This is a genomic window from Brucella sp. MAB-22 (genome assembly GCF_025908475.1).
In the GTDB taxonomy this organism is placed as follows: Bacteria; Pseudomonadota; Alphaproteobacteria; order Rhizobiales; family Rhizobiaceae; genus Brucella; species Brucella anthropi.
The window spans coordinates 2,203,789-2,230,651 of sequence record NZ_CP109782.1; the positions used below are offsets into that span (position 1 = coordinate 2,203,789).

The following is a 26,863-nucleotide window of genomic DNA, read 5'->3' on the forward strand; positions in this document are numbered from 1 at the left end:
GGACAACCGTTCTGCGGCAGAATTATTTGGGCGTTACTGAGCCCCCTCGCCTTTGGCGAGCTCAAATCCTTCATCTATCCAGCCTGTCAGCCCGCCCGCCATGATCTTGACCGGCCGGTCGAGATTAGCAAGCCGCAAGGCGCCACGCGCCGCGCCATTGCAATGCGGTCCTGCACAATAGGTGACGAAAATCGTTTCCTGCGACCATTCCGCCATCTTGGACTCGATAATCTTACCGTGCGGCAGATTGATTGCGCCCGGAATATGCGCCTCTGCAAAATGCACAGGGCTACGCACGTCGAGAAGCACGAAATCGGCTCCTTTGGACAAGGCATCGTGCACGTCCCAACAATCCGTCTCGAATGTGAATTCGGTTGCGAAATGATCCCGCGCCAATGCGCTTGGCGCTGGCGGGATGGCAGTTACGGCTGATTTCCTGTCGGTCTTTGTCACACTATCCATGGGCGATCTCCTTTGTCTTCGGAAAGATTGTCGCCCATTTTCCAATTCACTTGCAATTGGCGTGATTGACAATATACGTAAAGATAATGACAAACCAGATACCAGACCTTAAAGGCCCACTCGTCGTAGCGCTTCTCTATGACCGGCTTTGCACCTTTGAGTTCGGTATAGTCGCCGAAATCTTTGGCCTGCCCCGCCCGGAAATGGGAACGGGATGGTATCGCTTCGCCAGTTGCCCGATTGAGGATGGCCCATTACGTGCGCATGGCGGCTTTGTCATCACGCCCGATGGCAGCTCCGATCTCATTGATGAGGCCGACATCATCATTGTCCCAGGCTGGAAAGGTGCGGACATTCCGGTGCCGGAAGCCATCAGCGAAAGGCTGCGACACGCACACCAGCGCGGAGCGCGCCTCGCCTCCATCTGTTCAGGGGCTTTCGTCCTGGCTGCGACGGGACTGCTCGACGGTGGCACCGCCACCACGCACTGGCGCTATGCCGACGCGCTGCGTAACAAACACCCCGCAATAGATGTCGATGATGCGTCGCTCTATCGCGAACATGATCGCATCTTCACTTCGGCCGGCAGCGCAGCCGGAATAGACCTCCTCATCGAAATCGTTCGACAGGATTTCGGAGCCGCCGCCGCAAATTCCGTTGCCCGGCGGCTGGTCATGCCCGCTCACCGCACGGGTGGACAGGCACAGTTTCTCGAACGTCCGGTCACAAGGCGCGAAGGCACCACAATCAGCCCGGTTCTGGACAGGATGCGTGCCGATCTTGCCGCGGAATGGACAATCGAGCGCATGGCGGCTGCGTGCCGGATGAGCCCACGCACATTCCTGCGGCGCTTTACTGAGGCAACCGGCGCCACGCCCGGCGACTGGCTCACCATGGAGCGTATTGCGGCTGCCAGGGAATTGCTCTCTCAGGGACAGGCGAGCATTGACGATGTTGCTGCTTCAGTCGGCTTTGGAAGCGCGCACACGCTTCGCCATCATTTCCGTCAGAAGATCGGGATCAGTCCGGCGGAATATCGCAGGCGGTTCCTCGCGGAAACTGTCATCCAAGCAATATAAAACCGTCAAACAACTGTAATGGATTGGCTTTAGGGACGAGGGCGTGTTTCACCCTGGAGCGGGCCAGTTGAAATGGCTTCGTCGGAACCGCTCCAGCCTTTTGTTTTTACGCATGTCTTGTCCCGAAACCGGTTCCCACTTTCGGGAGACATGCTCTAGCCCGAAGGTCATCCCATGAAAAAGCTCCTGCTCGCCGCAGCTCTTGCGCTTACCGCTGCCACCGCCGCATCTGCTTCCGAATATGTCTCCTTCCTCGATTATCCGCAGAAGGAACAGGACGGGACGGAGTTCTTCACAGCCATCGAAATCCCGCAAGGCAGCTTCACCAAATACGAAATCGATGACAAGACCGGTCACATCGTCGTCGATCGCTACCAGTCCATGCCTGTGATTTATCCGGCCAATTACGGCTCGATCACCAGCACGCTTGCTGGCGACGGCGATCCGCTCGACGCGCTCATCTATACGCGTGAACCGATTGTTCCCGGCGCGATCATCAAGGTTCGTCCCATCGGCGTCCTGAAGATGATCGATGGTGGCGACCAGGACGACAAGATCGTCGCCGTCCCGACCAAGGACATCGATCCGACCTATGACAACATCAAGGAAATCACCGATCTGCCGAAGATCGAACAGCAGCGTCTCGAAGCTTTCTTCCGCGTCTACAAGCAGTTGCCGGAAGGCCGTAAGGTCGTTGAACTGGGCGGCTTCGACAGCGCCGAAGCAGCCCGAAACGAAATCGCCAAGGCCATCAAGGCTTTCGCAGAAAAGAAGTAACCGGCACTATCCCGGCTCGCGTCAAAATAAAAAAGGCCGCTTAAAGCGGCCTTTTTCTGTTTCGATATGTAAGACTAGTTCGTGCCGAGCACGTCGTTGAACGCCTTCTCGCCCGGCACGCCCTTTTCAAGGCTGATAAGGGCGCGGCGACCGTTGCGATAGGAGATCGGAATATCGATCCACTGCAGGCGGCGCATCAGTGAAAGATTGGTGTCCTGCGCCGTGCGGGCGTCGTTCAGCCACACGATAAAGAAGTTATCGCCGATCTTCGACGGCACGGCAATCAGCGGATTGCCTGCCGCCTGTTCCGTGTCCTTGAAGGTAATGCGCTGTACATTGTCCACGACGCCACCGGTAAACCCTTCTGGCACGGTGAATACCAGCTCGATCAGATGGCTCGCCGGGATGGACTGATCCGTATTCTTGCGGATGGTCATTTTCAGCTCGACCTTGCTGGTCGGCATTGTAACGGTCGCGCGGACTGCCGGTTCAGCGGGTTGACCGTCTTCCGGGCTTTCCTCGATCGTCGACCAGACCACATTGCCACGCTCGACCGAATCCGAACCGGCGCCACCGCGTTCTTCATAAAGAAGCGCCTGCTGGCCGACGGCAACGGTCTGGTTCTGTCCGGGCTGCGCACCGGTCTGTGTATTGGTTTCAGCAGGTGCAGGCGTGGAAGCAGCGGTCGACGTACCCTCGCCAATACCGTTTGCAGCACCGGCAGATCCACTATCGGTTTCGCTGCCATCAGGCATCAGCCGCTGCGTCATTTTAGGTTCGCCTGCAGGCTGCTGCGGCTGCTCCGGCGTCTGCTCGCCATCCGTCGTCGCCGTGTTGGTGTCGGCTGGCGGAGTCGTCGAATCTTCGGGATGCGTCCCGGTATCGGAACCGGTCGCAGGCGCATCGCTGCGTCCAAGGCTCGACGCCAGTTCCTGAATCTTGTCCTTGTTGGCCCAGACCGCATAGCCAGCACCGCCGAGAACCAGAACGGCGACCAGAGCTGCAATCAGCCCCTTATAGGAACGCTGCTCCTTCTTGGAGGTGCGTTCGATATATTCGCTGCGGCGGGCCTGCGCCTTTTCCTTGGCGCGGTCCAGTTTCCAGTCGTCGCTGCGCTCGGCTGCAAAGGCCGGTGCGTCATCATCTTCACTGGAGAAATTGTCGCGACGCTCATCGCGCGGTGCACTGGAGAATGCGGGTTCGTCATCATCTTCATGCGACGGTACGCGCTCTGCTGCGTCCTGATTCGCCTCCTGCAGGAAATCTTCCAGCGCATCATCGACCGGCTCTTCCGGCGCGGTAGCGGCTGGCGGTGCATAAAAAGCTTCGACCTCGGCAATGGCATCTTCGAGAATATTACGCTGGCGGACAGCGACAGCCTGCGAGGCATTTGCCGTAACAAGCTTTTGCTCGATCGTTGCGCGCGCTTTCGCGTAAACGCGCTGGCGCAATTCGGGCGACTTGTCCGCCTGCGCATCGATCGTCTTTTTCAGTACCGCTACAAAATCCGCCATTCCGTCTTACCCGGTTTCCGCCCGTCCAGATGAACAATAAGCACAGGATGCAATAAATGTCCCAATAATCACAATAATCAAGGGAAAGCAAAGTCTCTGGCTACGATTTAGCGAAGACTTTCAAAACGATGCGGTGAAATAGTGGCAAAATTCACCCTGATGCGAAGCTTTGTACGGCCGATTGCGTTCTTTGTACAACGGTCGAAAAAAAATCGGAGCAGCTTCTGGAAAAGCTGCTCCGAACATATCGCTCATTGACTGCAAACAATCAGTCGTGGAACGGATCAGTGACGAGGATCGTGTCCTCGCGTTCCGGGCTGGTGGAGAGCATCGCCACCGGCGCGCCGATCAGTTCTTCGATGTGACGGACATATTTGACAGCCTGCGCCGGAAGATCATTCCACGAACGCGCACCGGCGGTCGTTTCAGACCAGCCCGGCAGCGTTTCATAGATCGGCTTGACGCGTGCCTGCGCGCCCATGGAGGACGGCAGATAGTCGATGCGCTTGCCGTCGAGTTCATAGGCGACGCAGATCTTGATTTCGTCCAGACCATCGAGAACATCGAGCTTGGTGAGCGCAATGCCGGTGATGCCGGAAGTACGAACCGTCTGGCGCACAATGACGGCATCGAACCAGCCGCAGCGGCGCTTGCGACCCGTCACCACGCCGAATTCATGGCCCTTGGTGCCGAGGAATTCGCCGATCTCGTCGTTCAGTTCGGTCGGGAACGGACCTTCGCCAACGCGGGTCGTATAGGCCTTGGTGATGCCAAGCACATAACCGATGGCCGTCGGGCCGAGGCCCGAACCGGCGGCAGCCTGACCGGCAACCGTGTTGGAGGACGTCACGAACGGATACGTGCCGTGGTCGTTGTCGAGCAGTGCGCCCTGCGCGCCTTCGAACAGGATGCGATCGCCCGCCTTGCGACGTTCGTCGAGAACGCGCCAGACCTGATCGATATAGGGCAGAATCTGATCGGCAACCGAGGTCAGTTCGGTCAAAATGGTTTCAACCGCGATTTCCTCAAGGCCCATGCCGCGACGCAGCAGATTGTGGTGGGCGAGCAGGCGTTCGACTTTCGGCTGCAGCGTCTCCGGCTCGGCCAGATCGATGACGCGGATGGCGCGACGGCCAACCTTGTCTTCGTAGGCTGGGCCGATGCCGCGCTTGGTCGTGCCGATCTTGAGACCCGAATTGGAGCCTTCGCGCATGGCGTCGAGATCGCGATGGATGGAAAGGATGAGCGGAGCATTTTCAGCAATACGCAGCACATCCGGGTTGATGTCGATACCCTGCGCACGCAGTTTCTCGGTTTCAGCAACGAAATGATGCGGATCGACAACGACACCGTTGCCAATGACGCTCAGCTTGCCGCGCACGAGGCCGGATGGCAGCAGCGAAAGCTTGTAGCTGACGCCATCGATAACAAGCGTATGACCTGCGTTATGACCACCCTGGTAGCGCACGATGACATCGGCGCGTTCGGACAGCCAGTCAACGATCTTACCCTTGCCCTCATCGCCCCATTGCGATCCGACGACAACCACATTTGCCATTGAAGAAACTCCTTGGCTTCTATTTGAAAATCCAAGGATCGAAGCGGCCCGGTCATCGCCAGTTGAGGCTACAGGGTGCTGATCCCTCGTCTCTATACAGATTGAAACGGGATTGCGCGACTCTTTCGTGCAATAAATTCGCGATTTTTAGTGCGCGGAACTAGGTCGGTAGAGATTCAGTCTCTGGGGAGGCGAAAATGGTGATCTTTGAGAACCGGCGCGCAACGTACTATGAGTACGTGAGCACCGGAAGCGCAAAAGAGCGCCATTTGCAGACCGCCAGAGACTGAATATCACCGAACCTAGCCGGCGCGGACCATATAGAGCGCATCATCCGAATAGCTCTTGAGCTTTTCCTCAAGTGCCGGAAGATCGCGGACGACAAAGCCCTTCTTTTCCCAGAAGCCTTGCGAGCCGTTGACTGCAACGAGCGACATGGTGACGAAGCCGTCGCGTTCGGCTTGCGTGGCCATCAGTTCCACGACACGTGTGGCAGCGCCGCTGGAACGGGCGTCGGGCAGAAGCGCGATATCGTGGATATAGTAGGTGTTGGTATCATCCGGCAGTTCGCCCAGAACGGCGTTGAGAGCCGGAACCGTATCGAGCTTCCACGGATGGCTGATGCCATAACCAAGGATTTCGGTATCACGGGCGAGCACGAAGCAGCCCGCCGGATAGAGTTTGAAGCGGTCCCGGAAGACCGCCTCATCTTCAAAGAAGTCGAGATGGACAACATTAGCAACCGCAGTCACGCCCGCAATATCCTGCTCGTGCATGGGCCGCCATTCCGGCTGTACCATCTCTTCAACCATTTTCTCAAACTTCTCCGACGTTGAACTCAAGCGGTGTTGCCGCCTTGATTGCCTCTTGAGCCGTCAGTTCGTCAAGTGCTGCCTGTGGAATCTGTTCATCCACATAGAGCATGGCGATCGCATCGCCACCCGGATGGTCACGTCCGAGCGAGAAGTTTGCGATGTTGATATTATGCTTGCCGCAGATCGTGCCAAGCAGGCCGATCATGCCCGGAACGTCCTTGTTGGTGACGTAAAGCATGTGCGGGCCAACCTCGGCATCGAGATTGATTCCCTTGATCTGGATGAAACGCGCCTTGCCGTCCGAGAAGCAGGTTCCGGCGATGGAGCGCTCACGCAAGGTGGTCTTTACCGTCAGCTTGATATAGCCGTCGAAGATACCGGACTTGTCGCGCTTGACTTCCGAAACGATGATGCCGCGTTCCTTCACCATGATCGGTGCGGAAACCATGTTGACGTCGGCAACCTGCGGACGGATGAGACCGGCCAGAGCCGCACTCAACAATGCGCGTGTGTTCATCGTGGCGGTGGAACCGTCGAACAGCACTTCCACTTCCTGGATCGGCTCATCCGTGACCTGACCGACGAAAGCGCCAAGCACATCGGCAAGTTTTACGAACGGCTTGAGGCGCGGCGCTTCTTCCGCCGTGATCGACGGCATGTTGATCGCGTTGGAAACGGCGCCCTTCACGAGATAGTCCGACATCTGCTCGGCTACCTGAAGCGCAACATTTTCCTGCGCTTCCGAGGTCGATGCACCGAGATGCGGCGTGCAGACGACATTGGGCAGCGAGAAAAGTTCGTTTTCCGTCGCCGGTTCCGTTTCGTAAACGTCTATACCGGCACCGGCCACATGGCCGGATTTCAGCGCTGCCACCAGATCCTTTTCCACGATCAGGCCACCGCGGGCGCAATTGACTATACGCACACCCGGCTTTGTCTTGGCCAGGTTTTCCGCATTGATGATATTGCGGGTCTTGTCGGTCAATGGCGTGTGCAGCGTGATGAAATCGGCGCGGGCAAGCAGTTCGTCAAGCTCGACCTTTTCAACGCCCAGTTCCAGAGCACGGGATTCGGACAGGAATGGATCGAAAGCCACCACATGCATCTTCAGGCCGATAGCGCGCGAGGCGACAATCGAACCGATATTGCCGCAGCCGACGACACCGAGCGTCTTGCCGGTGATTTCCACGCCCATGAAGCGGTTCTTTTCCCACTTGCCTGCGCGGGTGGAGGTGTCTGCCTCCGGCAATTGCCGCGCCACGGCGAACATCAGCGCAATGGCATGTTCGGCAGTGGTGATCGAGTTGCCGAACGGCGTATTCATGACAATGATACCGCGGCGCGAAGCCGCCGGAATATCGACATTGTCCACGCCGATACCGGCGCGACCAACGACCTTGAGCTTCTTGGCAGCTGCAATCAGCTTTTCCGTGACCTTGGTGGCCGAACGGATCGCCAGACCATCATAATCGCCGATGACTTCGAGAAGCTTTTCCTTGTCCTTGCCGAGATCAGGCAGGTAATCGACTTCCACGCCGCGATCCTTGAAAATCTGGACGGCAGTGGGCGAAAGCTTATCGGATACGAGAACGCGAGGTGCCATGGAGGCCTCCTTCAAACATTTTCAGACCAAACATTTCCTGTAAACACAGACCGATCTGCTTCAGGAAATGCTATGAATAATGGGGGATGCGGACCGTGGCCGCCCCAACGCGGACCACGGCGTCATGCACGAAATGCTCAGGCAGCAGCTTTCAGCGCAGCCTTCTGCGTTGCAAAAGCCCAATCCAGCCAATGCGTCAGCGCTTCCAGATCGGAAGTTTCCACCGTGGCACCGGCCCAGATGCGCAGACCCGAAGGTGCATCGCGATAAGCGCCAATGTCATAGGCAACGCCCTCCTTGTCGAGCGCAGTGACGATGCCCTTGGCAAAAGCGGCCTGCTCGTCGGCAGACAAGGCCGTTACTTCCGGATCGACAATCGTAAGGCAGACGGAAGTGTTCGAACGCGTTTCCGGCTTCACGGCCAGATTGGCAATCCACGGCGTCTTTGCGACAAAGCCGTCGAGAACTGCAAAATTCGCATCGGCGCGCGCAACCAGCGCATCGAGACCACCGAGCGATTTCGCCCATTTCAGCGCATCGAGGTAGTCTTCCACGCAGAGCATGGACGGCGTGTTGATGGTTTCGCCGACGAAGATGCCTTCGATCAGCTTGCCGCCCTTGGTCATGCGGAAAATCTTCGGCAATGGCCAAGCAGGCTTGTAGCTTTCCAGACGTTCGACAGCACGCGGGCTGAGGATCAGGATGCCATGTGCACCCTCGCCACCCAGAACCTTCTGCCAGGAGAAGGTCACGACGTCGAGTTTCGGAAAATCGAGGCGTTGCGCGAAAGCGGCAGATGTTGCATCGCAGAAGGTCAGGCCCTTGCGGTCTGCCGGAATGAAATCGCCATTCGGGACGCGCGCACCGGACGTGGTGCCGTTCCAGGTGAAGACCACATCGCGGTCGAAATCGACCTGCGAAAAATCGACAATCTCACCATAAGGCGCTTCGAAGGTGCGAACATCTTCGAGCTTGAGCTGTTTGGTCACATCCGTGACCCAGCCCGAACCGAAGCTTTCCCACGCGACCATATCGACGCCGCGTGCGCCAAGCATGGACCACAGCGCCATCTCGACAGCGCCGGTGTCGGAAGCCGGCACGATCCCGATACGGTAATCGGCAGGCACCTGCAGCACTTCGCGGGTAAGATCGATGGCCTCTTTGAGCTTTGTCTTGCCGATTTTCGCACGGTGCGAACGGCCAAGCGCCGCATCGACCAGCGCATTCAGCGACCAGCCGGGACGTTTTGCACAGGGACCGGATGAAAAATTAGGATTAGCCGGGCGAACTGCCGGCTTCGCAATCGTCGTCATGTTGTTTCTATCCTCTCAGATAGCACGCGTCTCGTTGGGGAGACGTGGCCCACTTACTGGGATAGCTGAAAGCGCATTTTTCATCAATACGCCTTTCTGGGAATATTTTTACCCAACCCGCCCGAATTGCTTCGGGCGAGTAGAATTTCGTTATCGTGTCGCTGTCTTCGTTTCAGACGGCTCGTCTTCCATGCGCGCATAATAGCTCGCAATCAGCGCACCGGAGATATTGTGCCAGACACTGAAAACGGCGCTCGGCACAGCCGCCAGCGGCGAGAAATGCGCATTGGCGAGCGCCGCGCCAAGGCCGCTGTTCTGCATCCCGACCTCGATGCTGATCGCCTTGCGCTTGGCAAGCGACAGACCCGCGAAGCGCGCTGCGAAATAGCCGAGAACCAGACCGAAGCTGTTATGCAGAACGACAACCGCGAAGATCAGCAGGCCGGACTGGGCGATAGCGGCCTTGTTGACAGCCACGACGGCGGAAACGATGAGCACAATGCCGATGACTGACACGAGCGGCAACATGGGCACAGCCGCCTTGACCAAACCCGGCACCAGCTTTTGCAGGATGAAACCCAGCGCCAGAGGCAGGAGAATCACCTTCACGATGCTGATGAACATGCTCATCGCATCGACCGGCAGATATTGGCTGGCGAAGAACCAGACCAGGAAAGGCGTCACGAGAGGCGCCAGCAAGGTCGTGACGCTCGTGCAGGCAACACTTAATGCCACGTCGCCCTTCGACAGATAGGTCATGACGTTGCTGGCCGTTCCACCGGGGCAGCAACCGACCAGAATAACGCCTGCAGCCACTTCCGGTGACATCGGGATGATGCGCGTCAGCAACACGGCGAGAAGCGGCATGATGATGAACTGGGCCAGCACACCGATGGCGACCTCGAAAGGTCGTTTGGCGACTTCGGCAAAATCCTTGCCGGAAATGGTCAGGCCCATCCCGAACATGATGATGCCGAGCAGAACCACAATCCATGGCGCAAATACGCTAAACGTAGACGGCAGAACAAAGCCCAGAATGGCAAAGACAATGACCCAGACAGCGAATGTCCGGCCTACGAAATCTGAAAATGCTGCAATTGCTTTCATAACCCTCCCCTTTTCAGGAAACGCGCTCGGCGTATTCTTTCACCTGTAAGGATTCGGGCCGCATATGAAAACGAAAAATTCGATACAGCTAAAACAATGAACTGCAAAGCGGGCCGAAAGGCCCGCTGCAACTACCAGGTCGTGAAGCGCACACCGGCGCGCAGCTGATGGGACTGAATATCCTTATCGCTGAGCGTGAGGCCTGCAGCACTTGCAATATCAGCACCCTCGATGACCCCATAACGATAGCCGATATCAAGCTTGATGTTGGATGCCACGTCGATGCCCACACCCGCCATCAGCGCCCAGGCGAGACGATAATCATCGTCGGTCTTGTAGTTACCATAGGCCGTATCAATGGAATAGCGCACATTGGCGAAGCCAAGGCCTGCACCGAGATAAGGTGTGAAGCCGTAATAATTGCCGAGATCGACATAGGCGTTGGCCATCATGTCCCAGCTACGAACATCGACGTCCAGGTCGTCGAAGCTCTGCTTGGAATAGCCAAGCGTCACGTCGCCGCGCAGATTATCCGTGAACTGATAACCGACACCGACGGACGGCACGACATTCTTGTCCAGATCATAGCTTTGCGATGCGCTCCAGAAAGATGTCTCTGTCTGAACCTTGACCTTGGAGGAGAGATTGTAGCCGATATCGCCGCGCAGATACCAACCGGACCCGACCTCGACCGGCTGCTGCACCGGAGCGCCCGGTTCGTAGCTGATCATATCGAGATCGGCGGCAAAAGACTGCGATGCGACGCATAATCCGGCCAGCAAAGCAGCCGACGAACAGAAAGCACGCCATTGCATAGACATGATGATATCCCCGCTTATGAATGTATCATCATGTATGAATGAACATGGTTAAGATCACATAAATATAGGGATATGTTTACTGTACTTCTAAACAAATAAGGCCCGGATGACCGGGCCTTATTTTCATCGCACGATTTGCAATTACTTGTAAACGGGACCGTCTACGATGGTCGAAACCTGCTGCGGAGCATAGGCCGGGCCTGCACCGCCGAACATATAGCGCAAGCCAACGCGCACATCATGCACATTCATGCCGTTGTCGTAACCGTCACCGATCCACTGATTGCCTTCAAACATCTTGCCGCCATTGATATGGCGATAGCGATAGCCCGCATCGAGCTTGAGGTTCTGTGTGAGATCGACCGACGCACCGGCCATGAGCGCGTAGGTAAAGCGCCAGTTGGCAGCGCCTTCCTGCGTACCACCATAGCGAACATCGTCGAGATCGCCCCACTTCACCCGCGTGCCACCAATGCCAGCGCCGACATAAGGCGTGAAGCCGGCAAAATTGCCGAGATCGACATAGGCATTGGCCAGAATGGAGAGAGCCGAGAAGCGACCGCGTTCGTCGGAAGCGCAGTTGATGTCACCGTTACAGGCCGAACCATAAGTGTGGCCATCAAACTTGGCGCGGGTCATGTAGTCGACCGTCAGATCGGTACGGAAATAATCCGTCACCTGATAACCGACACCGCCGCCCACGAGGAACGACCCCTTGAGATCGCCATAAAGCGTGTTGCTGCCGAAGGTCGGCGAGCCGCCGCCGCAGGTCGCGCAATTATCGATGGTCGCGTAATCAGCGTCCTTGAACTTGGCCTTGGAGTAACCGATATCGCCGCGCAAATACCAGCCACCAACGGCGGGCGGAGCGACAACGACTTCCGGAACTTCTGGAACTGGTTCCAGAATGTCCGCAGCAAGTGCGACAGGCGCCGCAGCCATCAGGGCAACCGATGCCGCCACACCGGCAAAAAGAGCTTTCGTAAAACTTTTCATATGTCTGCCCCATCGGAGAATCGCGCCGCTGAAAGCGACGGGTACGGATGTTTGAGGGGAGACTATTCGGCAAAAGTTAAATACAACTTAACCTTGTTTTTTTACCAAGTTCATTAACACTCACTAATGTACAAAATGCATTCCAAACGCAAAAGGCGCGGGACAAAACCCGCGCCTTTGCTCGCATTATCTTTAAAGTCGTCAGGCCGCAGCGCTGCCCTCGGACGAGATCACGTCGATGATATCGTTGACGACCTTTTCCACCAGACCACGATCATCACCTTCTGCCATGACGCGGATAAGTGGCTCCGTGCCGGATGGGCGGATAACCAGACGGCCCTGAACGCCAAGACGCTCGGTAGCTTCGTCAATTGCGCTCTTCACGCGCTTGTTCTCCAGCGGCTTGCCGCCCGAGGTACGAACGTTCTTCAAAAGCTGCGGCACAGGATCAAACTTGCGGCAGATTTCGCTGATCGGCTTGCCCTGCTCCTGCGCGACGGCAAGGATCTGCAATGCCGAGATGAGACCATCGCCCGTCGTCGCATAATCGGACAGAACAATATGGCCGGACTGCTCGCCACCGACATTGAAGCCATGTTCGCGCATATGTTCGACCACATAGCGGTCGCCCACCTTGGTGCGGGCCAGCGTCAGATGACGGTCGGCAAGGAAGCGCTCCAGTCCAAGGTTGGACATGACGGTTGCCACGATGCCGCCGCCTTCGAGACGATCGCTTGCAGCCCAGCTTTCAGCGATCACGGCCATCAGCTGGTCGCCATCGATGACGGTACCGTTTTCATCGACCAACAGCACACGGTCCGCATCGCCGTCCAGCGCGATGCCGACATCGGCGCGCACTTCATGAACCTTCTTCATCAGGCCGATCGGATGCGTCGAACCGCAATCCTCGTTGATGTTGATGCCGTTTGGCTCGTTGTTGATGGTGATGACTTCCGCACCCAGCTCCCACAGGGCAGCAGGGGCAACCTTGTAACCAGCGCCATTCGCACAATCGACAACAATGCGCAGGCCGTTCAGGTCGATATTGCGCGGCAGTGTACGCTTCGCGAATTCGATATAGCGATAGATGTCCCCATCGACGCGCTTGGCGCGGCCAACATCACCGTGGCTGGCCAGATAAGGGGTCAGATCACCATCGATCATCGCCTCGATCTTCAGCTCGATCTCGTCAGAAAGCTTGAATCCATCCGGACCAAAAAGCTTGATGCCATTGTCATAGAATGGATTGTGTGATGCGGAAATCATGACGCCAATATCGGCACGCAGCGAGCGGCAGAGCATTGCAACGGCAGGCGTCGGGATCGGGCCAAGCAGGAAAACATCCATACCGGCAGCGGTAAAACCGGCCACCAGCGCGTTTTCGAGCATATAGCCCGAACGGCGCGTATCCTTGCCGATCACAACGCGCGAAGTCTGGCCCTTGCGGCGGAAGATGTGACCGACAGCCATACCGACTTTCATGGCAACTTCCGGTGTCATCGGGAAGCTGTTTGCCTGTCCGCGAATGCCATCGGTTCCAAAATATTTCCGTGTCATCTGTTTCGCCTTGCGCTGAGCCATGAACCGCTCTCTATGTCTTCAAATATATGCCGCCTGAATTGATCGGCGAGCAATGGCTGCCGGTTGCCGGACAGCAGATTTTCGCTGTTCTTAACGCGAAAACACCCACAAATGCAATTTCGCCTTTTGCGGCAGGTTTAACGTTCCCACGTCCTAAGTCGTAATCTGACGCAATATGATGCGCCGAAATCCTTAATGAGCCTTTGCGGTAAGCCCAAACAAAGCCAGATAACAAGAAAGCCGGGACAAGCCCGGCTTTCTTGATTTCGCTTTCAGACAGCTTATTGCGGCTGCGGCTCCATACCCGGTTCGTTGCCAGGCTCGCTGCCCTTGCGCTTGCGCGGGCTTCCAGCCTTCGGCACACCCGAACCACGCGACGGCGTATCGTTGCCCTGATCGCGCGACGGCTTATTGCCCGCAATCAGTTCCTTGATCTCGTCGCCGGACAGCGTTTCATATTCGAGCAGACCCTCGGCAAGCGCGATCCAGTCCTTCTTCTTCTTGGTCAGGATGCGGGTCGCCTCGGCATACGCCTCGTCGATCAGGCGACGCACTTCGGCATCGATGATCTGCGCGGTTTCTTCCGAAATATTCTGCGTGCGGGACACCGAATGGCCAAGGAAGACTTCTTCCTGATTGTCGCCATAGGCCACACGGCCAAGCTTGTCGGAATAGCCCCACTGGGTCACCATCGAGCGGGCAAGCTTGGTGGCCTGCTGAATATCGGAGGAAGCACCGGAAGTGATGTTTTCCTTGCCGAACTTCAGCTCTTCGGCCACACGACCGCCCATCATGATGGCAAGACGCGATACCATCCAGGTATAGGTGGCCGAATAACGGTCGCCTTCCGGAAGCTGCATCACCATGCCGAGCGCACGACCGCGCGGAATGATCGTTGCCTTGTGGACCGGATCAGCCTTCGGCACGTTGATCGCAACGATGGCATGACCGGCTTCATGATAGGCCGTATTGGCCTTTTCTTCCTGCGTCATGGCGGAGCGGCGTTCCGCACCCATCATGATCTTGTCCTTGGCGTCTTCGAATTCCTGCATGGTCACAAGACGCTTGTTGCGGCGCGCAGCCATGAGGGCAGCTTCGTTGACGAGGTTGGCGAGATCGGCGCCGGAGAAGCCCGGCGTGCCACGTGCGACAACCCTGAGATCGACATTGGGTGCAAGCGGTACATTGCGCACATGCACTTTGAGAATCTGTTCGCGACCGACGATATCCGGGTTCGGAACCACAACCTGACGGTCGAAACGACCCGGACGCAAGAGCGCGGGATCGAGAACGTCGGGACGGTTGGTCGCCGCGATCAGGATGATCGATTCGTTGGCTTCAAAACCGTCCATCTCCACCAGAAGCTGGTTGAGGGTCTGTTCGCGTTCATCATTGCCGCCGCCAAGACCCGCGCCGCGATGACGACCGACGGCATCGATTTCGTCGATGAAGATGATGCAAGGCGCATTCTTCTTGGCCTGTTCGAACATGTCGCGGACACGGCTTGCGCCGACGCCGACGAACATTTCAACGAAGTCCGAACCGGAAATGGTGAAGAACGGCACATTGGCTTCGCCTGCTACGGAGCGCGCCAGAAGCGTCTTACCGGTGCCGGGAGGGCCCACGAGCAGCACGCCACGCGGAATCTTGCCGCCGAGACGCTGGAACTTCTGCGGATCGCGCAGGAATTCGACGATTTCTTCAAGATCCTGCTTGGCTTCGTCAACGCCAGCCACATCCTGGAAAGTCACGCGGCCATGCGCTTCCGTCAGAAGCTTGGCCTTGGACTTGCCGAAGCCCATCGCACCGCGCGAGCCACCCTGCATCTGGCGCATGAAGAAAATCCATACGCCGAGGATCAGGATCATCGGAAGCCACGACAGGAGAATGCCGATCAGCGAGCTGGAACCGTCGGTTTCAGGGCGCGCAGTAATCGCGACATCCTTGCTTTCAAGGCGCGAAACAAGACCTGTATCGCCCGGCGAATAGGTCTGGAAGGTCGAGCCATTATCAGCAAACGTACCGCTGATCCGCTGGCCGGTAATCGTGACCGATTTCACGCGACCGTTGGAAACGTCGTCAATAAACTGCGAATAGGAAACTTCACGGGAATTGGAGCGCTGACCTGGGCTTTGGAACAGGTTGAACAGCGCGATCAAAAGAAGAGCAATGATCGCCCAAAGGGCGAAGTTGCGATAGTTCGGATTCATATCGGGTCCAATCGATACCACGGCCATTCCGCGGGCACGGAACGATGTTTCGGTCTAACATAGGATCGAAGGATGGCCTTGCCAAGGCGCGTTCGACCCCGCATCCTCGATTCTTCTCACTCTGGTTTACAAAAATTAGGACATTTCCGCGCAGATACGTCCGATGCGGGCTTCCACAGCCCTTGCAAGATCGAAATCATGCCCCGGCAACACGTGATCGAAGATCGCAAAATGCCGTTCGATATGAATGTCTTGCTGAAATTCTCCATCCTGCAGAAACAGCAAGGCGAACAGCCTGCCTTCCCTATAAAGAGCAGGTGAAACCAGCAAGGCCTCACGTTTTCGAGATTCGATTTCGATATTCTGCGACTTCAGGAAGTCGGCAAGTTCCTGCCGTCCCGGTGCAGCGAGCTCAAAATCCATCATGCCTTCGTTCAAGAAACGGAATCGCCCGTCCCAGACAATTGGCTTGCCCGGCTCCAGATGGAGCTTTGGCAGATTGCGTTTTTCACGAAGAAACCGATGCGGTGAGCCACTGTCGCCGCGCTCGATGAGGGCGCCGAATACGGTCAGGCGATGAGTGTCATCATCTCCAGACAGAACCCGTTCAATACGCGACCGCTCGCTATCGCCCGGCAGGAAACGGCGTCCGCCAGCGATGGCCGCAAGCAATCCTGAGAACAACCGCCTCGCATTGCCGGGAAGCGCGGCGTAAAGCTGCGGATCGACGAGCAAGGCACCGTTCGCATCAGCGCGCAGGCTCGCCGGGTTGCCCAGCTCAGCAATCAAGGCGGCATTGTCCCGCTCGCGCGCAGCACCAGCCTCGGCGATCTGGTCGAGAACCGTCTGCCTGTCAGCCTCGGCGGCAATGCCATGACGAATTCTCGGTCGTTCATATTCGGTGTTGGCATTGCTGGGATCATCCACCCAATTGATACCCCTGCCCCGCAATTCATCGCGCAGTGTCTGCCGGGAAACGGAAAGCAGAGGACGATCAAGTTCAACCGAGCCTTCGAGCCCAAGACCGTCCAGCAACGAGCGCAACGACATGGCCGCAAGCCCGCGCGCCTCGGCGTGGGCGCTACGCTCCTTGCGCATCAGAAAGGTCTCGATCTGGTCGTCCTGCGTATGGCCGGTGACAATGAAGGCTCCGCCAACATCCCGCGCGGCCTGCACCAGCAGCCGATAGCGCGCCGTCCGCGCAGCAGCGGCAAGCCCGCTTGTAGGCTTGGCCTCGTCCCAGACGAGAATGCGGTGTTCAATCCCGTATTGCCGGCAAAGCAGCCCGACATCTTCGGCTTCGGCCTTCGATTCGGCGCGCAGTTGATGATCCACCGTCACAGCGATCAGCCGGGGTGGGTTCTGGAGCATGGCCATATAATCCCGGAGGAGGAAAAGCAGGCCGAGAGAATCGCTGCCGCCCGAAACGGCGGCTATGACGGCCTTGGCCTGCTCAAATCCGAATGGCTCGAATAATTTGGAAATATTGCTTGGGCTAAGCCCCACGAAATAACTCCGCAATCAGCACTTTGCGCGGCTGCGCTCATCGGCAACGCGCTTCAATATCGCGGGCGCTGCCTTGGGGTAACGTTCTGGAATCTGCGCGAAGGTGGCGCAGGCGACATCGCGATTGTCCATCTTTTCAAGCGTCATGCCGAGCTTGAACATGTTTTCCGGCGCGCGTTTCGAATCGGGATAATCGCGCTGCGTATCAATGAATACCGTCGCCGCTTCCGGATAACGGCCCTGACCGTAAAGCGATTCTCCGAGCCAGAAGCGTGCTTCCGCCGTATTGGGATCAGCCGGATAACGCTTCACATGCTCGCGGAAGCCGGTTTCGGCTGCCTTGTAATCGCCCGACATCAGATACTGATAGGAAGCCTGATAGAGCGAACTGGGATTATCGTCCGTCGGAAGGGATGCAACCGTATCGCCTGCAGCATTTCCTCCCGAGGTGGCGCCGGGTGCCGCACCCGGCTGTGCCGTGCGCGGTGTGGCATCAAGCGTTTCGCCGATTACATTGCCATTGGCGTCGAACCGGATGGAACCCAGCGACTGCGGCGGCTCGCCACGTTCCGGTCCACCCTGTGCGGGTGCGTTCGAACCAATAGCCATGGAATCGGCGCCAGAAGACTGGTTGGCCGCAGTCTGCGAAGAAGCGTGGTATCCACCGTTCTGCGGGGCGCTTCCGGAAACCCCGCCAACGAGGTTTCCGTTATTGCCCTGACTGGTCCCTTGGCTGGAACCAGCATCGGCGAGCGACGTGTCGCCGCCAGCCTGCTGCACTTCCGCATCGGCGCGTTTGCCGGTTTCCAGAAACTGGAAACGGCCTTCGTTTGCTTCCTGCATCTTCTGCATCTGATCCTGCATTTCGAGGATCTGGAAGTTCATGGCTTCCGCACGCGCACCCAGCGCATCTGCTATCGCAGCGGGGTTGCCCATGCCCTGCACGCAGAGATCGGCGCCCGGCGATGCTGCCGCGGGAGCCGCTTGAGCTGCACCACTGGAAGCAGGCGAGGTTACGCCGTTCTTCTTTTCCAGTTCTTCAAACCGGAATTCATTGTCTTCCTGCGTCTTTTGCAGCTGATTGTCGGTGAAAGAAATCTGGGCGTCCACGTCCTCGACCTTTCCGGTCAGGTTGCGCACCAGTTCCTGCTGCAGGCCGGGACTTTGATAGCCGCCGCCCTGACCGCCGCCGCTGCCATTATCACGCATGGCGTCATCGAGAATTGCTGTCGAACCGATGCTGACATGATTCTGGGCGCCGCCACGGCCCTTCTCCAAGGCCTGAAAACGCGCTTCGTTGTCGCGCTGGATTTTCAGCATCTTGTCGCGAAGCTGCAAGATGCGCGCATAGGACTGGGCGTTTTGATGTGCCAGATTGCAGACCTGCTGCGAAAACTGATCGCCGCCGGGAGCACCTGCCTGCGCGAGCTGAATCCCCCCTTGCGAAGAAACAGATGCCGCCAGAACCGGAGCACTCACCAAAAGCGGCAGCATGGCAATTGCCAGCGTCACTTTCCTCATTGGTTTCCTCATTCCCTTTTGCCCCTGCTAATTCATCCATCCGATTCACCCATCCAATTCGGGGCGAACACGATGATCGAGTGTCGCGCCTGAACAGACGCTGAACATGATTGCCGCACGATCAGCTCCGCTTTTAGAGCATTTCCCGCAAAAGTGCGAAGCGGTTTTGCGTCGGATAATGCGAAAAGCGAAGGCCTTTTGACGCTCACTATGACAAGTGCGACTTCGGCCAAAGTTTGTCGAAACGACCAAACAGGCGGTCAAAAACGAAAAAAGCGGCTCGAAAGCCGCTTTTCCGTAACACTGTCAGGTGCCCGCAGATTAGCTGCCTGCACCGTTGAGAACGGTGACGGCGCGACGGTTCTGCGACCAGCACGAGTCGGCATCGCAAACTGCGACCGGACGTTCGTTACCGTAGGAGATGGTGCGCATACGGTTGGTCGGGACGCCACGCGAAGCGAGGAAGTCGCGGGTGGCAGCTGCACGGCGCTGGCCGAGAGCAAGGTTATATTCACGCGTACCGCGTTCGTCGGCATGGCCTTCGACCGTGATCGAGTACTGCGGATAACGCTGCAGCCACTGGGCCTGCTTGGAAAGCGTCTGCTGTGCATCGGCGCGGATCAGCGAAGAATCGAGATCGAAGAAGATGCGGTCGCCAACATTGACCGTGAAGTCCTGCGAGGAACCCGGCGTTGCAGCGCCTGCACCGAGACCCAGATCACCGGCATTGTTCGGAAGGTTCTTCTTGGACGCACAACCGGCAACGGCGAGCGACATGAAAAGGGCAATAGCGATCGGGCTACGTGCAATCGACTGGATACGGCGCATGGGCCGGAGCTCCTTAAGATTTGATGTTCCTGCGTAACCATCCAATAATCATATTGAGGTTAAGACAGGCTCAAGAAGTATGGTTAATATTTTCTTGCGGCCAGATGCAACCGGCGATTTCCGGCAGCAGTTCTGGTGTTAGCCCTTGGGGGCAAAATACGGCAGAAACACGGCTTCCTGGCAATGATTGTGGCAATTTGAGCATTTCCTGCAAAAGTGCGAAGCGGTTTTGCGTGAGGATAATGCGATAAAACAAGGAGATAGAACGGTTTCCCGTTTCCGGTTGAACCGGAACCGTTCTATCCATGAAAAAGGCGCGAAACCGGAGTTTCGCGCCCTCACTTTCCATAACTATCCGCGAATCCGCTATTCGAGCAGCGGCGACCAGGCCGGATCGGATGCGAAGTTCGGCGTCTGGATCTGGCGCTCGTTGCGACCAGTCAGGTCGATGGTGAAAAGCTTCGGACCGCCTGCACCCGCCGCCTTGCGGAAGAACATCAGCACGCGACCGTTCGGAGCCCAGGTCGGGCCTTCATTGTGGAAGCCCGAGGTCAGCAGGCGTTCGCCCGAACCGTCAGTTTTCATCACACCAATGGAGAACTGGCCCTGCGACTGCTTGGTGAAGGCGATGAGATCACCGCGCGGAGACCAAACCGGCGTAGAATAGCTGCCGTCACCGGCCGAGATACGGCGCGGATTGGAGCCATCAGCACCCATGACATAGAGCTGCGGACGTCCACCACGGTCGGAGGAGAAAACGATCTGCGATCCGTCCGGTGAATAGGACGCGCTCGTATCGATCGCCTGGCTGTTGGTCAGGCGCGTGGTCGAACGATTGCGCAGGTCCATCGTATAGATATTGGCACTGCCGTCGTCCTGAAGCAGGCTCATCACAACCTTCTGGCCATCGGGCGAGAAACGCGGAGCAATGGTCATGCCGGGGAAATTGCCGACGAGTTCACGCTGGCCGGTTTCGAGCTGCAGCAGATACACCTTCGGCGAACCGCCTTCGAACGACATATAGGTGACTTCCTGACGGTTCGGCGAGAAACGCGGCGTCAGCGAAATGGCGCGACCGTCGGAAATGTAACGCACATTGGCGCCGTCCTGATCCATGATGGCAAGACGCTTGACGCGCTTCTGTGCCGGGCCGGATTCATCGACGAAAACAACACGCGTATCGAAGTAGCCCTTTTCACCGGTCAGGCGCTCATAAATGGCGTCAGCGATGATATGGGCGACGCGGCGCCAGTTGTCCGGCGTAGTGAAGAACTGCTGGCCAATCATCTGCTGGCCACCGAACGTATCCCACAGGCGGAACTCGGCTTTGAGACGGCCATCCGGCTGCTTGGTGATGCGGCCCGTGACAAGCGCCTGCGCATTGATGACCTTCCAGTCCTCGAAACGCGGAGCCGCATCTGGATTGGAGATCTTCTCGATGAAGGCGCCCTTGTCGATCGGTGCAAAAAGACCAGACCGCTCAAGATCGGCCGCGATGACCGACGTGATATTCGGTCCGAGCTGATCAGCCGAAAGGAAATCGGTGATGGCGATCGGCAACGGCTCGATCACCCCCTTGTTGATGTTGATTTCCACGACGGCGCGCGCCGGCATGGTGCAGACAAGGCTTGCGGCAATCATACACGCGAAAGCCGAAAAGACCGTCCGGATCTTTGTATTGATGATGCCGATTTTCATGTCTTCTGGGACCTCTTTGTCCTTGCAGTAAGTTGGTTGGCGACCGGAAACCCGGTCAGAACATTTCGCTTGGGTCGAAGTTGACGATCACTTCCGACCATGAATCATATTTGTCGACTGGCAGATTGTACGGCGCGCAGCGTGCGACAGCGCGCTTGGCGCTCTCGGCTGCTGCACGACCAACACCATCGCCGCCGCCACCCGATGTCACTTCCGGAGAGCCCTGAATGGAGCCATCCTGATTCAGCTTCATCTTGACGGTCACGACCAGTCCCGGCGCGTCGGCCACACCGGCAGGCACGTTCCAGCATTTGGAAATCGCACCGCGCAACGCATCCATTTCGCTCTGGCTGAGCTTGGAGCCGCCAGTATTCTTCTTGCCGCCCAGCGATGCCTGATCGGTGGAACGCTTGGCTCCGCCGCCTGCCGCCTTCTGCTTGTTCAGAAGGGCAGCAACCTCATCGGCAATCGCATCATTCTTCGATTTCGAAGTCTGAGCGGCGTTCTGCGTCGGCTTCTTATCTTCCGTCGGTTTGCGGTCCGGCGTCTTTGCTGTCTGCGCCTGCGGCGGCTTCGGCTTGGCGTCGGGTGCTGGCACCTTGTCCGGCAGCTTCGGCGTTTCAGCGTCAGGGGTTTCCGCCTGTTTTTCGATGGCTTCAGCCACCGGATCAGGCTTCACTTCCTGCTTTTCTTCCGGCTTGGCCTGAACTTCCGTCGCCGGAACCGGCGTCGGCTTGGTCTCGGGCTTCTGTTCCGGTTTCGGATCAGGCTTCGGTTCCGGCTTTTTTACCGGTTCCGGTTGCGCCTTGGGTTCTTCCGCCGCCTCAATTGGCTTCGCCTTTGCATCGGGCTTTGGCGGTGTCTGGGTATCGATATCCTGATCGCCAAAATTCTCGGCGTTTGGAACAGTCTGCGGTTTGGTTGTCGGCACAGGAGCCGACTTTTCCTTCATGGGCGCAGTCTTTTCGCCCTGCTGGATTTGCGTCATCGACTCGATCGGTACGATATCAACCGGGAACGATTCCGAATCCTGCACGTCGAAAGCCTTCGGCGAGGAAAACGAAACCACTGCCAGCGCGACCGCAACGGCATGCAAGGCAACAGAAGATGTCAGGCCAGCCTTCATGATGGCGTCAGCTATCCTGCTCCTGGAGGGTCACAAGGCCGATATTCTTGAAACCGGCGGCGGAAATGCGGGCCATGACTTTCATGACGGTGCCGTAATCGGCAGCCTTGTCACCACGCACGAAAATGCGCTCTTCATAGCCTGTCTTGGCGATAGCCTGGAGTTTCGGCACCACTTCATCGATCGGAATTTCGGTTTCCTGCAGGAAGATCTTGCCTTCGCTGTTGACCGAAACAGTGATCGGCTGCGTATCGGCATTCATCGCCTTGGCCTGCGTATCGGGCAGGTCAATCGGCACGCCAACCGTCAGCAGCGGCGCGGAGACCATAAAGATGATGAGGAGAACAAGCATCACGTCGACGAACGGCGTCACGTTGATTTCGCTCATCAATGCCTTCTTGCGGCCGCGCCTGCGGCGCCCGCCCGACTGCATTCCCTGATTTCCTACCGACATGCCCATTGCAAGATTCCCGAAGGCTGAAACTACACTCGATGCTTGAAGCCGCTTAATTACGCGGCGTCAGCTTCTCATCAATTTGGCGCGACAGTATGGCGGAAAATTCATCCGCAAAACCTTCCAGCCGTCCGCCGATCTTACCTGCATCCGCCGACAGCTTGTTGTAGGCAATAACGGCAGGAATAGCGGCGAGAAGACCGATTGCCGTTGCCAGAAGCGCTTCGGCGATACCCGGCGCCACAACGGCAAGACTGGTGTTCTTGGAAGCGGCGATTGCCTGGAACGAGGTCATGATACCGACAACCGTACCGAACAGACCGATGAAGGGGGCTGCAGAGCCGATGGTCGCCAGAAAGCCCAGACGCGAGTCGAGCTTTTCACTTTCGCGCGCCAGCGCGACATCCATGGCCTTGTCGATACGCATCTGCAGGCCAATGGGCGAGCGAGCGCCCTTCTCGAATGATTTCTTCCACTCACGCATCGCGGCCATGAAGATGGACGCCATGCCGGTGGTACGGCGTTCGCCGAGATTGCGATAGAGTTCCTCCAGCGACTGGCCGGACCAGAACGTCTGCTCGAAGCGATCAATCGCGCGCCGTGCCCGTCCGTAAGCAATCGTCTTGTCCACGATGATAGCCCAAGTCCAGATCGAGGCGAACAACAGGCCAAGCATAACCAGCTTGACGACCCAGTTCGCCTGCATGAACAGGCCCCAGAGGGTAACATCGGCGGCGGGGGCCGCTAACGCAACATTTTCCATCGATCTACCGTCCTCGAATCCAAACGCCCGGCCACATGACCGGGCGGTATCGCAAATCCGTTACTCAACGTCTGAAACCAGACGCTCCAAACCTGCGCAGCTTTTCAACTTGAAGCCGTACCTGCCCGACGAGCGGCCGACACTTCGCACCGCAACCGCCATTCCGGATTTCAACTTTAAATCCATCACGCGCTTGTTACGGTTAATTTTGGTGAAAGGAAGGCGCTGCGCTTCAAGCCTGCCTCTCCACCGATTCCGTCAGGGTGATTAATGGAATATTATGGTTAAAGATGCGTTAGCATTCGCCCAAATAGGTATATTTGCCGCTAGCGCATCGAATTCCGCACGAACATGCCAGTGAAGACAGTCATTGGAGCGGTCCTGGGACTCAGTTCTTGCGGTTGTTGGTGAAAGCTTCCCGCCATTCGTCGGGAATGCGGCGCGGATGGCCTTCTTTGGTTATCATCACGGCCTCTACCTTCGCCTCCGACAGCAGACGCTCCCCGCAGGTAATTTTCTGCGCCATGATGACCCGCGCGCCGCGAATTTCGCTGACGCGGGTTTCAATCAGAATAAGATCATCCATCTTCGCGGGCGATTTGTAATCGATCTCCATGCGGCGAACGACCCAGACCATTTCTTCGCCAAGCGCGCCCTCAGCCAATTCGATATGATGAACGTCCTGCAAACGCAGGAAATCCGTGCGTCCACGTTCGTAGAATTCCAGATAGCGACCGTGATAGACGAAGCCGGAAAAATCCGTATCGGCATAATAGATGCGCGCATAGAGCAGATGCGCGCCGTCTTTCAGTTCGCCCGATACGGCAGCCCGCGCCAATTGTTCCTGTCGTTCCGTCATTCGTCTTCCATGAAGAGGCCGTACTGCGACTGCTGGATGATTTCGGCAGGCGCAGGCAATCCGAGATGCTGCCATGCGATGGCCGTCAAAACGCGGCCGCGTGGCGTGCGCTGCAGGAAACCCTGCTGGATCAGATAGGGTTCGATAATGTCTTCAATTGCGTCACGCGGCTCAGACAGGCCGGCGGCAATGGTTTCGATACCGACCGGGCCACCACCGAAATTGCGCGCGATGATATTGAGGTAACGCCGGTCGAGCTGATCCAGCCCGCGGTTGTCCACTTCAAGGCGTGACAGCGCTTCATCAGCGATCTTGCGATCGATGACATCGGCGCCGGCGACCAGCGCGAAATCGCGCACGCGACGCAACAACCGTCCGGCAATACGTGGTGTACCGCGTGAACGGCGGGCGACTTCCAGCGCGCCATCCGGCGAAATACCCATCTGCATGATGCGCGCGCCACGCCGCACGATATATTCCAGCTCCTCGACCGTATAGAAATTGAGCCGTGTCGGAATGCCGAAACGGTCCCGCAACGGCGTGGTCAAAAGCCCGAGACGGGTCGTTGCCGCAACGAGCGTGAACTTGGCAAGATCGATCTTCACCGAACGTGCGGCAGGCCCTTCGCCGATGATGAGATCGAGCTGGAAATCCTCCATGGCCGGATAGAGAATTTCTTCCACAGCCGGGCTCAGGCGGTGAATTTCATCGATGAACAGAACGTCGCGCTCTTCCAGATTGGTCAGCAGAGCCGCAAGATCGCCCGCCTTGGCAATGACTGGGCCGGATGTGGAACGGAAATTGACGCCCAGCTCCTTGGCCATGATCTGCGCCAGCGTCGTCTTGCCTAGACCCGGAGGGCCAACGAACAGGACGTGGTCAAGCGCCTCGCCACGCACTTTGGCGGCCTCGATAAAGACTTTCAGATTTGCGCGCGCTGCCGCTTGGCCGACAAAATCGTCAAGCGTCTGCGGGCGCAGCGTATTGTCTTCGTCTACGCGTCTATCGGCATCGATGAGAGGGTTGCGGTCGCTCATGCCTTCCTCCTCGCATGAACATATCGCTCAGGCAAGTAAATCACCGCGACAATTCCTTCAGACCCAGGCGAATGAGCTTGGCCGAATCGGCATTCTCCCCCGCTTCCTTCAGGGCAGCGGCGACGGCATTGGCGGCCTGATCACGCGAATAGCCGAGATTGGAAAGCGCCGACACCGCATCGGCAACCGGCGCCGGAGCAGCACCCGCGCCAAGTTCCTGCTTGAGCCCGATCGTGCCGCTCGCATCACCGGCAAAGGCAGGCGCCTTGTTCTTGAGTTCGGTCACGATGCGCTCAGCAACCTTCTTGCCGACACCTGGCGCGCGCGAAACCATGGCGATGTCACGCAGTGCAATTGCATTGGCGAGTTCCGACGGCGACAACGTGCCGAGCACGGCGAGAGCCACCTTGGCACCAACGCCCTGCACATTCTGCAACAGGCGGAACCATTCGCGCTCAAGCTGATTGGCAAAACCATAAAGGCGGATCATGTCCTCGCGAACATAGGTTTCGATGAACAGGATAGCCGCCTCACCCGCACCACCAAGATTGCCGAGCGTGCGCGCCGAACAAAACACAACATAGCCAACACCATGCACGTCGATGACGGCATGATCCTCGGCAATTTCATCGATCACACCCTTGAGCTTACCGATCATGGCCACCTACGCGATAAGTTGTTGCAACCGGCGCGCACTTGCGATGCTTTGTCGGTGATGCGCATGACAAATGGCAATGGCCAACGCATCGGCGGCATCGCTCGTATCGAACGATGCGCGCGGCATCAGCACTTTCACCATCATATGGATTTGCTGTTTTTCACCGTGTCCAACGCCGATTACAGCCTTCTTCACAGCATTCGGCGCATATTCGGCAACGGGCAGTCCAGCCTGCGCGGGCGCCAGCAAGGCAATGCCGCGCGCCTGACCAAGCTTGAGCGTCGCCGTTGCGTCCTTGTTGACGAAGGTGTGTTCGACCGCCGCCTCGTGCGGCATATATTCATGCAGGACTTTAGAAAGCCCTTCATGCAACTGGCAGAGGCGCGATGCGAGATCCATTTCGGCATTCGAGGTCACAGTCCCCGAACCGATGAAATGCAGTGAATTGCCCAACGATTCGACAATGCCCCAGCCGGTACGGCGCAGGCCCGGATCGATACCAATGATGCGAATCGTTTCTTTCATAAGCGAACCCTATCCTCAGACGGATTCACTTGACAGCAGAAAAGTGAACAAA

General features: G+C 57.5%; 25 protein-coding genes. 2 read left to right on the forward strand and 23 right to left on the reverse strand.

The window, feature by feature from the left end; genetic code table 11:
* Positions 1–33: 33 nt before the first annotated feature.
* Positions 34–462: a rhodanese-like domain-containing protein gene (locus OHI65_RS20245; protein WP_125300934.1), complete on the reverse strand. Its 429-nt coding sequence runs from the start codon at positions 460–462 to the stop codon at positions 34–36.
* 86 nt (positions 463–548) lie between these two features.
* Here OHI65_RS20245 and ftrA point away from each other — a divergent pair, with 86 nt between their 5' ends.
* Together ftrA and OHI65_RS20255 are read left to right on the forward strand one after the other, a co-directional pair.
* Entirely contained in the window at positions 549–1,541 is a 993-nt protein-coding gene (gene ftrA, locus OHI65_RS20250; RefSeq protein ID WP_264358780.1) for a transcriptional regulator FtrA, read from the forward strand.
* Between the two features lie 174 nt (positions 1,542–1,715).
* Positions 1,716–2,318 (forward strand): inorganic diphosphatase, encoded by a 603-nt coding sequence (locus OHI65_RS20255; protein WP_012091348.1) that lies wholly within the window; start codon positions 1,716–1,718, stop codon positions 2,316–2,318.
* A 74-nt stretch (positions 2,319–2,392) separates the two neighbouring features.
* On the opposite strand, the gene OHI65_RS20260 is transcribed toward OHI65_RS20255, so the two are convergent.
* The 22 genes from OHI65_RS20260 to ruvC form a co-directional block, all read right to left on the reverse strand.
* Entirely contained in the window at positions 2,393–3,832 is a 1,440-nt protein-coding gene (locus OHI65_RS20260; RefSeq protein WP_125300932.1) for a transcriptional regulator, read from the reverse strand.
* Positions 3,833–4,100: 268 nt separating this feature from the next.
* Positions 4,101–5,390, reverse strand: coding sequence for an adenylosuccinate synthase (locus OHI65_RS20265; protein ID WP_010661360.1), 1,290 nt, complete (start codon positions 5,388–5,390; stop codon positions 4,101–4,103).
* Between the two features lie 302 nt (positions 5,391–5,692).
* The gene (locus tag OHI65_RS20270; protein ID WP_125300931.1) at positions 5,693–6,202 is read right to left on the reverse strand and encodes a GNAT family N-acetyltransferase; all 510 of its coding nucleotides are present in this window, start codon (positions 6,200–6,202) and stop codon (positions 5,693–5,695) included.
* Between the two features lie 4 nt (positions 6,203–6,206).
* Positions 6,207–7,808, reverse strand: a complete 1,602-nt coding sequence (gene serA, locus OHI65_RS20275) for a phosphoglycerate dehydrogenase (RefSeq protein ID WP_125300930.1) — start codon at positions 7,806–7,808, stop codon at positions 6,207–6,209.
* A 137-nt stretch (positions 7,809–7,945) separates the two neighbouring features.
* The gene (locus OHI65_RS20280) at positions 7,946–9,121 is read right to left on the reverse strand and encodes a phosphoserine transaminase (RefSeq protein ID WP_012091346.1); all 1,176 of its coding nucleotides are present in this window, start codon (positions 9,119–9,121) and stop codon (positions 7,946–7,948) included.
* 150 nt (positions 9,122–9,271) lie between these two features.
* Positions 9,272–10,228, reverse strand: a complete 957-nt coding sequence (locus OHI65_RS20285; RefSeq protein WP_264358781.1) for a bile acid:sodium symporter family protein — start codon at positions 10,226–10,228, stop codon at positions 9,272–9,274.
* 131 nt (positions 10,229–10,359) lie between these two features.
* Positions 10,360–11,049 carry an outer membrane protein gene (locus OHI65_RS20290; protein ID WP_029929554.1) on the reverse strand — a complete coding sequence of 230 codons (690 nt, stop codon included), beginning with the start codon at positions 11,047–11,049 and terminating at the stop codon, positions 10,360–10,362.
* A 141-nt stretch (positions 11,050–11,190) separates the two neighbouring features.
* On the reverse strand, positions 11,191–12,045 hold the full coding sequence (locus OHI65_RS20295) for an outer membrane protein (RefSeq protein WP_012091343.1): 855 nt from the start codon (positions 12,043–12,045) through the stop codon (positions 11,191–11,193).
* Between the two features lie 201 nt (positions 12,046–12,246).
* A complete protein-coding gene (gene glmM, locus OHI65_RS20300) occupies positions 12,247–13,602 on the reverse strand; it encodes a phosphoglucosamine mutase (protein WP_010661367.1) in 1,356 nt (451 codons plus the stop codon).
* A 305-nt stretch (positions 13,603–13,907) separates the two neighbouring features.
* Positions 13,908–15,836, reverse strand: coding sequence for an ATP-dependent zinc metalloprotease FtsH (gene ftsH / locus OHI65_RS20305; protein ID WP_010661368.1), 1,929 nt, complete (start codon positions 15,834–15,836; stop codon positions 13,908–13,910).
* Between the two features lie 135 nt (positions 15,837–15,971).
* Entirely contained in the window at positions 15,972–17,342 is a 1,371-nt protein-coding gene (tilS, locus tag OHI65_RS20310; protein WP_125300917.1) for a tRNA lysidine(34) synthetase TilS, read from the reverse strand.
* Between the two features lie 15 nt (positions 17,343–17,357).
* Positions 17,358–18,875 carry a tol-pal system protein YbgF gene (gene ybgF, locus OHI65_RS20315; RefSeq protein WP_125300916.1) on the reverse strand — a complete coding sequence of 506 codons (1,518 nt, stop codon included), beginning with the start codon at positions 18,873–18,875 and terminating at the stop codon, positions 17,358–17,360.
* 309 nt (positions 18,876–19,184) lie between these two features.
* On the reverse strand, positions 19,185–19,691 hold the full coding sequence (pal, locus tag OHI65_RS20320) for a peptidoglycan-associated lipoprotein Pal (RefSeq protein ID WP_010661371.1): 507 nt from the start codon (positions 19,689–19,691) through the stop codon (positions 19,185–19,187).
* Between the two features lie 70 nt (positions 19,692–19,761).
* Entirely contained in the window at positions 19,762–20,040 is a 279-nt protein-coding gene (locus OHI65_RS20325) for a hypothetical protein (RefSeq protein WP_125300915.1), read from the reverse strand.
* A gap of 17 nt (positions 20,041–20,057) precedes the next feature.
* A complete protein-coding gene (tolB, locus tag OHI65_RS20330) occupies positions 20,058–21,389 on the reverse strand; it encodes a Tol-Pal system beta propeller repeat protein TolB (protein ID WP_010661373.1) in 1,332 nt (443 codons plus the stop codon).
* A 55-nt stretch (positions 21,390–21,444) separates the two neighbouring features.
* Positions 21,445–22,515, reverse strand: a complete 1,071-nt coding sequence (locus OHI65_RS20335; RefSeq protein WP_010661374.1) for a hypothetical protein — start codon at positions 22,513–22,515, stop codon at positions 21,445–21,447.
* A gap of 7 nt (positions 22,516–22,522) precedes the next feature.
* Positions 22,523–22,975, reverse strand: a complete 453-nt coding sequence (gene tolR / locus OHI65_RS20340) for a protein TolR (protein WP_010661375.1) — start codon at positions 22,973–22,975, stop codon at positions 22,523–22,525.
* A gap of 46 nt (positions 22,976–23,021) precedes the next feature.
* Positions 23,022–23,732: a protein TolQ gene (gene tolQ / locus OHI65_RS20345; RefSeq protein WP_010661376.1), complete on the reverse strand. Its 711-nt coding sequence runs from the start codon at positions 23,730–23,732 to the stop codon at positions 23,022–23,024.
* A gap of 388 nt (positions 23,733–24,120) precedes the next feature.
* Positions 24,121–24,591: a YbgC/FadM family acyl-CoA thioesterase gene (locus tag OHI65_RS20350; RefSeq protein ID WP_125300914.1), complete on the reverse strand. Its 471-nt coding sequence runs from the start codon at positions 24,589–24,591 to the stop codon at positions 24,121–24,123.
* On the reverse strand, positions 24,588–25,628 hold the full coding sequence (ruvB, locus tag OHI65_RS20355; protein WP_010661378.1) for a Holliday junction branch migration DNA helicase RuvB: 1,041 nt from the start codon (positions 25,626–25,628) through the stop codon (positions 24,588–24,590). The genes OHI65_RS20350 and ruvB overlap by 4 nt, the downstream gene beginning before the upstream one ends.
* A gap of 40 nt (positions 25,629–25,668) precedes the next feature.
* A complete protein-coding gene (ruvA, locus tag OHI65_RS20360) occupies positions 25,669–26,286 on the reverse strand; it encodes a Holliday junction branch migration protein RuvA (protein WP_125300913.1) in 618 nt (205 codons plus the stop codon).
* Positions 26,287–26,292: 6 nt separating this feature from the next.
* Entirely contained in the window at positions 26,293–26,811 is a 519-nt protein-coding gene (ruvC, locus tag OHI65_RS20365; protein ID WP_010661380.1) for a crossover junction endodeoxyribonuclease RuvC, read from the reverse strand.
* Positions 26,812–26,863 lie beyond the last annotated feature (52 nt).

Bases quoted from the DNA above. Each gene is read 5' to 3' on its own strand.
- OHI65_RS20260 (WP_125300932.1), bottom strand. From the start codon at position 3,832: ATGGCGGATTTTGTAGCGGTACTGAAAAAGACGATCGATGCGCAGGCG.
- OHI65_RS20325 (WP_125300915.1), bottom strand. From the start codon at position 20,040: ATGGAAAGTGAGGGCGCGAAACTCCGGTTTCGCGCCTTTTTCATGGAT.
- OHI65_RS20285 (WP_264358781.1), bottom strand. From the start codon at position 10,228: ATGAAAGCAATTGCAGCATTTTCAGATTTCGTAGGCCGGACATTCGCT.
- OHI65_RS20295 (WP_012091343.1), bottom strand. From the start codon at position 12,045: ATGAAAAGTTTTACGAAAGCTCTTTTTGCCGGTGTGGCGGCATCGGTT.
- ftrA (WP_264358780.1), top strand. From the start codon at position 549: ATGACAAACCAGATACCAGACCTTAAAGGCCCACTCGTCGTAGCGCTT.
- ruvA (WP_125300913.1), bottom strand. From the start codon at position 26,286: ATGATCGGTAAGCTCAAGGGTGTGATCGATGAAATTGCCGAGGATCAT.
- OHI65_RS20290 (WP_029929554.1), bottom strand. From the start codon at position 11,049: ATGTCTATGCAATGGCGTGCTTTCTGTTCGTCGGCTGCTTTGCTGGCC.
- OHI65_RS20270 (WP_125300931.1), bottom strand. From the start codon at position 6,202: ATGGTTGAAGAGATGGTACAGCCGGAATGGCGGCCCATGCACGAGCAG.
- OHI65_RS20280 (WP_012091346.1), bottom strand. From the start codon at position 9,121: ATGACGACGATTGCGAAGCCGGCAGTTCGCCCGGCTAATCCTAATTTT.
- OHI65_RS20265 (WP_010661360.1), bottom strand. From the start codon at position 5,390: ATGGCAAATGTGGTTGTCGTCGGATCGCAATGGGGCGATGAGGGCAAG.
- ftsH (WP_010661368.1), bottom strand. From the start codon at position 15,836: ATGAATCCGAACTATCGCAACTTCGCCCTTTGGGCGATCATTGCTCTT.
- ruvC (WP_010661380.1), bottom strand. From the start codon at position 26,811: ATGAAAGAAACGATTCGCATCATTGGTATCGATCCGGGCCTGCGCCGT.
- ruvB (WP_010661378.1), bottom strand. From the start codon at position 25,628: ATGAGCGACCGCAACCCTCTCATCGATGCCGATAGACGCGTAGACGAA.
- tolB (WP_010661373.1), bottom strand. From the start codon at position 21,389: ATGAAAATCGGCATCATCAATACAAAGATCCGGACGGTCTTTTCGGCT.
- serA (WP_125300930.1), bottom strand. From the start codon at position 7,808: ATGGCACCTCGCGTTCTCGTATCCGATAAGCTTTCGCCCACTGCCGTC.
- OHI65_RS20255 (WP_012091348.1), top strand. From the start codon at position 1,716: ATGAAAAAGCTCCTGCTCGCCGCAGCTCTTGCGCTTACCGCTGCCACC.
- tolR (WP_010661375.1), bottom strand. From the start codon at position 22,975: ATGGGCATGTCGGTAGGAAATCAGGGAATGCAGTCGGGCGGGCGCCGC.
- ybgF (WP_125300916.1), bottom strand. From the start codon at position 18,875: ATGAGGAAACCAATGAGGAAAGTGACGCTGGCAATTGCCATGCTGCCG.
- pal (WP_010661371.1), bottom strand. From the start codon at position 19,691: ATGCGCCGTATCCAGTCGATTGCACGTAGCCCGATCGCTATTGCCCTT.
- glmM (WP_010661367.1), bottom strand. From the start codon at position 13,602: ATGACACGGAAATATTTTGGAACCGATGGCATTCGCGGACAGGCAAAC.
- OHI65_RS20245 (WP_125300934.1), bottom strand. From the start codon at position 462: ATGGATAGTGTGACAAAGACCGACAGGAAATCAGCCGTAACTGCCATC.
- OHI65_RS20335 (WP_010661374.1), bottom strand. From the start codon at position 22,515: ATGAAGGCTGGCCTGACATCTTCTGTTGCCTTGCATGCCGTTGCGGTC.
- OHI65_RS20350 (WP_125300914.1), bottom strand. From the start codon at position 24,591: ATGACGGAACGACAGGAACAATTGGCGCGGGCTGCCGTATCGGGCGAA.
- tolQ (WP_010661376.1), bottom strand. From the start codon at position 23,732: ATGGAAAATGTTGCGTTAGCGGCCCCCGCCGCCGATGTTACCCTCTGG.